At 64.8% G+C, this 324-nt stretch carries 1 protein-coding gene; it reads right to left on the bottom strand.

The window, feature by feature from the left end:
- Positions 1-324, bottom strand: a 324-nt coding sequence (locus tag RVY79_RS18495; protein WP_317466004.1) for a caspase family protein, incomplete at both ends; no start/stop codon positions are given.

Here is a 324-nt window from a genome sequence, read left to right as displayed (position 1 = left end):
GAGCCAGTTCGACAGGGCTTGTGCAAACGGGCCGTTGGCACCGCGTCCGTCCAGTGCACGCTCGCCGGGTTGCGTGGCGTAGGCCACCAGCATGCCGTTGGCGGGCTTTTGTGCAACGAAGCCGGCCGGTGCGCCAGCGCCACGGTAGGCGCCACTGAAGCCGCCTTCTTCAGGATCGTTGCGGCAGGCGTCGAGCATCACCAGTGACAGATGTGCGCCGCTGTCTTTGAGCCGGCTGATCAGGTAGTCGACCGGCATGGCTGTTTGCGACAGCGCATCGGGGCGATCCAGTGGTGCACCAACCGGTATCAGATAGTTGCGCCA

The organism is Chromohalobacter sp. HP20-39, assembly GCF_033052815.1.
Taxonomy (GTDB): Bacteria; Pseudomonadota; Gammaproteobacteria; order Pseudomonadales; family Halomonadaceae; genus Chromohalobacter.
Note: the sequence above shows the minus strand (reverse complement) of the source record. Positions and strands in the feature narration are given on the sequence as shown.